This window comes from Clostridium sp., assembly GCF_036646415.1.
GTDB lineage: Bacteria > Bacillota > Clostridia > Clostridiales > Clostridiaceae > Clostridium_J.
Genome location: NZ_JAVXMF010000027.1, coordinates 24,124 through 31,923 on the forward strand (window position 1 = coordinate 24,124; position 7,800 = coordinate 31,923).

The window sequence follows — 7,800 nt, forward strand, 5'->3', positions numbered from 1 at the left end:
TAGGTTTAAAAGGTTATGAAATTAAGGGTTAAAATCCAAATTTCATGACCTTCTATTTATATTACTTAATTCTGAAATAAATTGAAGTAGTATTCTATCAAAATCTATTTTAGAATAGTTCATTTTAAAAGTTAAATTTAGAGTAATTTCAATTAACTTGTTGATATTTAAACTAGAATATGATAATATACAACAAAATAGAAAGGGGTATGAGATATGGATTTTAAATCATTGCCAAAGATAGAATTACATTGTCATTTAGATGGGAGTGTAAGACCGGAAACTATATTAGATATAGCTGTTAAAGAAAAAATAGAAATACCAACCTATGATTTAAAACAATTAACAGAAATGTTGGAGGCTCCATTAGAGTGTAAGTCATTAGTAGAGTATTTAGATAGATTCAACATTCCAATTAAGATAATGCAAAGCAGAGAAAGCTTAGAAAGAATTACTTATGAATTGTTAGAAGATGCATCTAAAGAGAATGTTAAATATATTGAAATTAGATATGCACCCACATTACACACAGAAAAAGGATTAACACTAGAAGAGGTAATAGAAAGTGTACTTACAGGAATAAGAAGAGGAAAAAAAGATTTTGATATTCATGCCAATTTAATTTTATCTTGTTTAAGACATAGAGGAGCAAATAGTGCTCTTACTGTTGTAGAGGCTGGAAGAAAATTTTTGAATAAAGGTGTGGTAGCCATAGACCTTTGTGGAGCAGAAAATGAAGGCTTTGCTAAAGAATTTATAGAACCTATAAAGATAGCTAGAGAATATGGTTATAGAGTTACTATACATGCGGGAGAGACTGGTATAGGGATAAATGTAGTAGATGCAATTAACCTTCTTCATGCAGAGAGAATAGGGCATGGAGTAGCTATAAAGGACATGGATGAAGCTTATAACTTAGTAAAAGAAAACAATGTAATTTTAGAAATGTGTCCAACTAGCAATATGCAGACTAAAATTATAAAAACTTATGAAGAACATCCAATATTTAAATTCTATAAGGATGGAATAAAGGTTTCATTTAATACTGACAATAGAACAGTATCAAGAACTAATGTAACAGGGGAATGTGAAAGTATAAATAAGGTCGTGAATATGACCTATGAGGACTATAAAAAAATATACAATGATTCAATAGATGGAGCATTTACAACAGAAGAGATTAAGAAAGAACTAAAAGATTTACTATAGGAATATATAATAATATAAAAATAGCTAAGACTTATCAAAAAAATGATATATCTTAGCTATTTTCATTCTATCCTTTGCGGCATTTAAATGCTGTATTATATATAATTACTGCAACTAGTATAAATACTGATGTTAGTGCAATAGTACCTCCAGGAGCACAATTTAAAATATATGATAAAATTAATCCTAAAATTATATCTACAAATCCAAATAGTATGGATAGAAGTAAGGTAGGTTTAAAACCCTTATTAAGTTGAAGAGCGGTGGCTACTGGTAAGGCTATCATTGAAGACATTACAAGAATGCCCATTATACGAATAGATACGGAGATAGTGGCACCTACCAGCAAGGCAAAAATATAGTTCACTGCCTTTACATTAATACCTGCAATCTTAGCACCTTCTTCGTCAAAGGTAATATAAAGTAATTTATCATATAAAACATACAGTACTATAATAGATATACAACTAAGAAGTACCATTACAACTAAATCAAACTTGGTTACAGTTAGGATACTGCCAAAAAGGTAACTATTTACACTCCCACTTGCTTTTCCAGTGCTTATAAGAGTAATACCAACACCGACACTGAAGGTAAGAACTATAGAAAGGATAAGCTCTGCATATTTTTTATAGTAATTTCTAAGATATTCTATAGAAAGTCCGCAAACCGTGGTGAAGATAAATGCACATATGATTGGATTAAAGCCAAAGACTAAACCAATTGCAACACCTGCAAAGGCTGAATGTGCAAGGGTGTCACCCATCATTGAATGTCTTTTAAGAACTAAAAATACTCCAACAATTGGACATAATATTGAAATGAAAATAGCAGCTAAGAATGCATTTTGCATGAACTCATATTGAAACATTGGAAATCCTCCTTAAATACTCTTCAACAGCATACAAGGTTCCACAGCCATTGTCCATACTGAGTATATGAGTTGAGTTTTTAAGAGCAGCTTCTAAGTTGTGCTCTACGGATATTACAGTAACACCATTTTTTCTATTTAGTGAAGTTATCAAAGAATAAATTTCTTTCATACTTTTACTATCAACTCCAGTGGATGGTTCATCTAGAATTAAGATATCTTCATTAGCTAGGATGGCCCTGGCTATGAAAACTTTCTGACGTTGTCCTCCTGATAAATTTCCTATGAGAGAATTTTTATGATCTAACATACCCACTTTTTTTAGTGCAGTGGTTATAGAATTCTTATCCGTTATTTTCATAACATTTCTGTGAGTATTTAATATTTCCCACACTGTTACAGGAAAAGAGCTATTAAAATTTTCTACAAATTGAGGCACATAGCCTATTTTTTTTGAATCTAAATTTATACTTCCACTTTGAGGAGTAAGAAGATTTAAAATCAGCTTTATCAAAGTACTTTTGCAGCTTCCATTAGCACCGATTATAGAAACATAGTTTTGCTTATCAATAGACAGTGATAAGTCATGAATAATATGTGGACCAGAGTTAGTATATGAAAAACATAAATTGTTTATTTTTATCATAATCCAGCTCCTTTCTTTCGTTATAAGTCTAACCATATTTTTGCATAATATAGTCATTGTTGTAAATAAATTATTATAAGTGAATTATTTAAATAAATTTGGACAATGTTTAAAATGTAGTAAACATAAATTATCAACAATGAACTATAGCTTATCAGCAAACTATAGTTCATTGTTGATAATAAAAATAAATATGATATAATTATACTACTTATGAAAATGATTTTCAATTAAAGGAGTGAAATTTATGAAAAAGTTACGAATTATAGGTATACTGATGGCTGCGACTTTAATTTTTACTGCATGCTCAAGTGAAACTCACAGTGTATCTGAGGAAGAAAGTGGAACTATTAATGTGGTTACATCATTTTATGGAATGAATGCTTTAACTCAGGAAATTGCAGGAGATAAAGTTACTATAAAGAATATTATTCCTGAGGGAAGTGAACCCCACGATTTTGAACTTAAAGCAAAGGATATGAAGGCTGTAGAAGAGTGTGACATTTTTATTTATAATGGAGCTGACATGGAAGAATGGATACCTGATGTACAGGCTGCAATAAATAGTGAGAATGTAATAATGGTTGAAGCTAGCAAGGGTGTAGAGCTTATAAATGGAAATGATACTGAGGCTGACCAGTTGACGGAAGTAAACTCAGAAGAAAATCATTCAGATAAAGACCCACATACCTGGTTAGGTCTTAATGCAGCGAAGATTGAAGCACAGAATATTAAAGCGGCATTAGTGGAGAAGGATCCTGAGAATGGAAGCTATTATGAAAGTAATTATGAAATTTTTGAGAAAAAAATAGATGGTATTATAGAAGAATATAATCCTAAGTTTCAGGTGTTAACAAACAAGAACTTTATAACTGGTCATGCAACCTTTGGATATTTATGTAGAGATTTAGGGATTGTACAACATAGCATAGAGGGCGTGTTTGCAGAGGGAGAACCATCACCAAAGGAATTAGAGAACCTAATTGTACATTGCAAAGAGAATAATATAAAAACTATTTTTGTTGAAGAATTGGTAAGCCCAGCACTTTCAGATACCTTAGCAAAGGAAGTTGGAGGAACAACCCAGCAAATATATACTTTACATAGTAGTGAAGATGGTAAATCTTTCTCAGAAGCATTAAGATATAATGTAGAAATTATATATAAAACCTTAAGTAAATCAGAATAATATTATAACTATAAGAGAATTATAAAGTAATAAAACATATGCTTAATTGTATATGTTTTATTTTATATAAAATAAGTTATACTTATATTGACAAAACTGATGAAGAATTATATTGTAAAAATGCTGTTAAATACTGAATTCATACAGCGCTTAATATAGTTATTGTCTATAAGGAGGAAGATCATGGGAAAGAAAATAAGTACTTGTAAATGTAATGAAGGACAAGAAAAGTTATTAGTAGGTTTAAATGAGATTATTGGAGAAGAGGATAAGATAACAGAAAACATGTGTATAGGGGCATGTAATTTGTGTGGATATAAGTATATAACAAGAGTTGATGGAGTTCTTATAGAAAGCGAAGATTTAAATGAGGCTTTACAACTTATTAAGAATAAAATACACAAGTAGCATAAAAAACTACAGATACTATTATATGGGAAAGAAAATTTACTTTATAACAAATAATTAATTATAAAAAAGTTATCACTTCTGATATATCACTATTGATAATGTGCTCACTATTGATATATAATAAATATATTAGAAGGGATATAGGAGTGATATATATATATGGAAAAAATAGCATTAATTACAGACAGTGCAAGTGATATAACACAAGAAATTAGAGATAAGTACAATGTAAGGGTATTACCTTTTAGAATAATATATAGAGATAAAGAATTCAGTGATGGTATTGATATTACACCTCAATATGTGTATGAAACATTAGAAAGTGGATTACCAACTACATCATTACCATCAATGCAAGATATGGAAGAAACCTTTGAAAGTTTAAAGAGAGAAGGATATACACATGCCATAGTTGTTACAATTTCATCTCAATTATCAGGAGCTAATAATGCTATAAAATTAGTAGCAGAAAACCATCCTGAGATTAAAACTTATGTACATGATTCCAAGTCTATATCAAAAGGGGAAGAAATACCTATAGAAGAAGCTGGTAAAATGATAGAACAAGGAAAAAGCTTTCAAGAGATAGTGGATAAACTTCCAGATATAAGTGACAGAATCGAAATATTTTTTGTTATTGGAACTTTAGAATATCTTATTAGAGGTGGAAGAATTGGAAAGGTAGCAGGAACAATTGCACAATTTCTACACCTTAAACCTATTGTAAGTATAGATAAAGAAGGTGTATATTATACCTATGCGAAAGTTCGTGGAAGAAAACAATCTATTAGCAAGATTTATGACATTGGAGTAGCAAAGCTTAATAGTAAGAAATATAATGTGTATTTAATGCACGGAGAAGCAGAAGAAGAAACTAGAGCATTAGGAGAAAAATTTAAATCACACTCAAATGCAGATTTTATTAATTTTGGTGGGTATTTAAGTCCAGTTTCAGGCGTTCACTCAGGTCCAGGATTCATAGGAGTAGTTTTCTATGAAAGGGAGTAATCAGTGTGAATGATGAATTGGGTAAAGAGTTAAGTAATATTAAAGAAGAAGAAAAAAAGCTTTATGAGGAATATAAAAAGAAATTAAATGAGTTAAGAAAAGTAAAAAGTGAAAATGAGGCAGTAGGTCAGGTTTTTACAAAAGGGTTACTTCCCATATATACTTTATATATATTAGCATTAGGACCTACTAATGGAAATGATATATCTCATCAGATAGGTAAAAGAACCAATGGTTTTTGGATACCTAGTACTGGAGGTATATATCCCCTTCTAAAAAAACTTGAGAAGCAAGGATTTATAGAGGGTATTTGGGAAGAAGGTAAGAAATCTCAAAAAATATATACAATAACAGAAGCTGGCCTTAAGGAATTTGAAAGTAAGAAAATATTATTACAACCTAAAATTGAAGAAGCTTTAGAGGTATTTAAAATAATTAAAGAAGATTTATATGGTTAAGGAAAATCCTATGAACTTGAAGAATAAGTTTATGGGATTTTTCTTTTTAAATTATTTCTTGATACAAATGTTTAGTAATTCTAAATATATATATTGAAATAATATGTAAAATTTTATATTATATACATATTAAGGTTTTTTATTTAAATAAATGTGTGGATTTTTATTGAATAATTAAATTTCAAGATTGGGGGATGTAAATGGAAAAGATTAAAGGATTAATAAAGTATGCAACACCATATAAGAATAAGTACTTAATTGGTATATTTTTTCTTATATTAGTGGATTTTTTACAACTTGTTCCACCTAAAATTTTAGGGTTTTTGACTGATGGGTTATCACAAGGAAGTGCAACTAAGGATACGTTACTTAAATCAATTATGTACATATTGATTATTGCACTTTTAATAGCATTTGGAAGATTTATGTGGAGAATATATGTAAATGGTACGTCAAGACAAGTAGAATATGATATAAGAAGCAAATTTTTTAAACATTTGCAAGGATTATCATCCAATTTTTATAATGAAAGAAAAACTGGGGATTTAATGGCTTTGGCAACTAATGATTTAAATGCAGTAAGAATGGCATTAGGACCTGGAATTATTATGTTCTTTGATGCAGTAGTTTTAACTATTGCAACAATTTTCATTATGCTAACAATAAATGTTAAATTAACAATACTAGCTTTATTACCACTTCCGTTTGTGGCAATAGTGTCACAAAGATTTGGAAAGAAAATTCATAGGAAATTTACGAAGGTTCAAAGTTGTTTTTCAAAACTCACAGATGTAGTACAAGAAAATTTTTCAGGAATTAGGATAGTTAAGTCTTTTGTACAAGAGGAAAAAGAGTATGAAAAATTTATGGAGGAGAATAATAAGAATTTTGAAGCCAACATGGATTTCATAAGAATATGGGGAGTTTTTTCACCACTAATAGAGTTTATTTCTTCACTAAGTTTTGCTCTGCTAATTATTGTAGGTGGAACTTTTGTAGTTCTTGGCAAGATATCCCTAGGGGATTTTGTTACATTTAATATGTACCTTGGGAATTTAGTGTGGCCAATGATGGCTATTGGGTGGGTAATAAATATTCTTCAAAGAGGGTTTGCATCCATAGAAAGAATTGAAGAAGTTTTAAAGACTAAGGCAGATATAGTGGATAAAAATGCAGAGGTGATAGAATCTTTAGATGGAGATATTTCAATAAATGAGCTAACTTTCACATACAACAATGTATCTTCACCAGCGCTAAAAAATATAAATATAAGAATAAAGAAAGGTGAAACTCTGGGTATTGTAGGTAGAACTGGAAGTAGTAAAAGTACACTTATAAGTCTATTACTTAGGCTTTACAATGTGGAGGATGGCAAAATTTTTATAGGAGATAAGGATATAAATAGAATATCATTAAATAGTCTAAGAAAAAATATTGGATTTGTATCTCAAGATCCGTTCTTGTTTTCAACAACTTTATCAAAGAATATAGGACTTGCATTTGATGAAATAGATATAGATAAAATAAAGGATGCTACCATTAAGGCAGATATATATGATAATATAATAGATTTTCCACTAGGATTTGAAACCATAGTTGGAGAAAGAGGAACAACTCTTTCAGGTGGACAAAAACAAAGAAGTTCTATAGCTAGAGCGCTTATAAAGAATCCAGATATTTTAATTTTAGATGATTGTTTATCTGCGGTAGATGCAAAAACTGAGGTGAAAATTTTAGAGAACTTAAAAACTGTGATGAAGGATAAAACCTCTATTATTATATCTCATAGGATTTCGGCAGTTAAGGATGCACATAACATAATAGTTCTTGATGAAGGAGAAATAGTAGAGCAAGGAACTCATGAGGAATTAAAGAATGTATCAGGCATATATAAAGATATATTTGAAAAACAACAAATTGAGCAAGAAATTATGGAAGAGGAGGAAATATAGGTATGGAAAACTTTAATCATGAAGATGAAGTATTAGACAAGCAATATGACTCCCTT

The 7,800-nt window shown here is 29.8% G+C and carries 8 protein-coding genes; 6 read left to right on the forward strand and 2 right to left on the reverse strand.

Features of this window, described 5'->3' with window-relative positions:
* Positions 1 to 216: 216 nt before the first annotated feature.
* Positions 217 to 1,209, forward strand: a complete 993-nt coding sequence (gene add, locus RSD37_RS14295; RefSeq protein WP_346947419.1) for an adenosine deaminase — start codon at positions 217 to 219, stop codon at positions 1,207 to 1,209.
* Positions 1,210 to 1,276: 67 nt separating this feature from the next.
* Here add and RSD37_RS14300 read toward each other — a convergent pair whose 3' ends face one another.
* Together RSD37_RS14300 and RSD37_RS14305 are read right to left on the reverse strand one after the other, a co-directional pair.
* The gene (locus RSD37_RS14300; RefSeq protein WP_346947420.1) at positions 1,277 to 2,080 is read right to left on the reverse strand and encodes a metal ABC transporter permease; all 804 of its coding nucleotides are present in this window, start codon (positions 2,078 to 2,080) and stop codon (positions 1,277 to 1,279) included.
* Complete coding sequence (locus tag RSD37_RS14305; RefSeq protein WP_346947421.1) at positions 2,067 to 2,726, reverse strand: metal ABC transporter ATP-binding protein; 660 nt, start codon at positions 2,724 to 2,726, stop codon at positions 2,067 to 2,069. Before RSD37_RS14305 ends, RSD37_RS14300 begins: the two co-directional genes overlap by 14 nt.
* A 247-nt stretch (positions 2,727 to 2,973) precedes the next feature.
* On the opposite strand from RSD37_RS14305, the gene RSD37_RS14310 reads away from it, so the two are divergent.
* The 5 genes from RSD37_RS14310 to RSD37_RS14330 all read left to right on the forward strand — a co-directional run bounded on the left by RSD37_RS14310 (position 2,974) and on the right by RSD37_RS14330 (position 7,744).
* The gene (locus RSD37_RS14310; protein ID WP_346947422.1) at positions 2,974 to 3,915 is read left to right on the forward strand and encodes a zinc ABC transporter substrate-binding protein; all 942 of its coding nucleotides are present in this window, start codon (positions 2,974 to 2,976) and stop codon (positions 3,913 to 3,915) included.
* 183 nt (positions 3,916 to 4,098) lie between these two features.
* Complete coding sequence (locus tag RSD37_RS14315; protein WP_346947423.1) at positions 4,099 to 4,323, forward strand: hypothetical protein; 225 nt, start codon at positions 4,099 to 4,101, stop codon at positions 4,321 to 4,323.
* A gap of 162 nt (positions 4,324 to 4,485) precedes the next feature.
* The gene (locus RSD37_RS14320; RefSeq protein WP_346947424.1) at positions 4,486 to 5,334 is read left to right on the forward strand and encodes a DegV family protein; all 849 of its coding nucleotides are present in this window, start codon (positions 4,486 to 4,488) and stop codon (positions 5,332 to 5,334) included.
* Positions 5,335 to 5,339: 5 nt separating this feature from the next.
* A complete protein-coding gene (locus RSD37_RS14325) occupies positions 5,340 to 5,792 on the forward strand; it encodes a PadR family transcriptional regulator (RefSeq protein WP_346947425.1) in 453 nt (150 codons plus the stop codon).
* A gap of 200 nt (positions 5,793 to 5,992) precedes the next feature.
* The gene (locus tag RSD37_RS14330; protein ID WP_346947426.1) at positions 5,993 to 7,744 is read left to right on the forward strand and encodes an ABC transporter ATP-binding protein; all 1,752 of its coding nucleotides are present in this window, start codon (positions 5,993 to 5,995) and stop codon (positions 7,742 to 7,744) included.
* Positions 7,745 to 7,800: the final 56 nt, after the last annotated feature.

What these genes read in the sequence shown, in the direction of transcription:
- add (WP_346947419.1), top strand. Translation starts at nt 217, where the DNA reads ATGGATTTTAAATCATTGCCAAAGATAGAATTACATTGTCATTTAGAT.
- RSD37_RS14300 (WP_346947420.1), bottom strand. Translation starts at nt 2,080, where the DNA reads ATGTTTCAATATGAGTTCATGCAAAATGCATTCTTAGCTGCTATTTTC.
- RSD37_RS14305 (WP_346947421.1), bottom strand. Translation starts at nt 2,726, where the DNA reads ATGATAAAAATAAACAATTTATGTTTTTCATATACTAACTCTGGTCCA.
- RSD37_RS14310 (WP_346947422.1), top strand. Translation starts at nt 2,974, where the DNA reads ATGAAAAAGTTACGAATTATAGGTATACTGATGGCTGCGACTTTAATT.
- RSD37_RS14315 (WP_346947423.1), top strand. Translation starts at nt 4,099, where the DNA reads ATGGGAAAGAAAATAAGTACTTGTAAATGTAATGAAGGACAAGAAAAG.
- RSD37_RS14320 (WP_346947424.1), top strand. Translation starts at nt 4,486, where the DNA reads ATGGAAAAAATAGCATTAATTACAGACAGTGCAAGTGATATAACACAA.
- RSD37_RS14330 (WP_346947426.1), top strand. Translation starts at nt 5,993, where the DNA reads ATGGAAAAGATTAAAGGATTAATAAAGTATGCAACACCATATAAGAAT.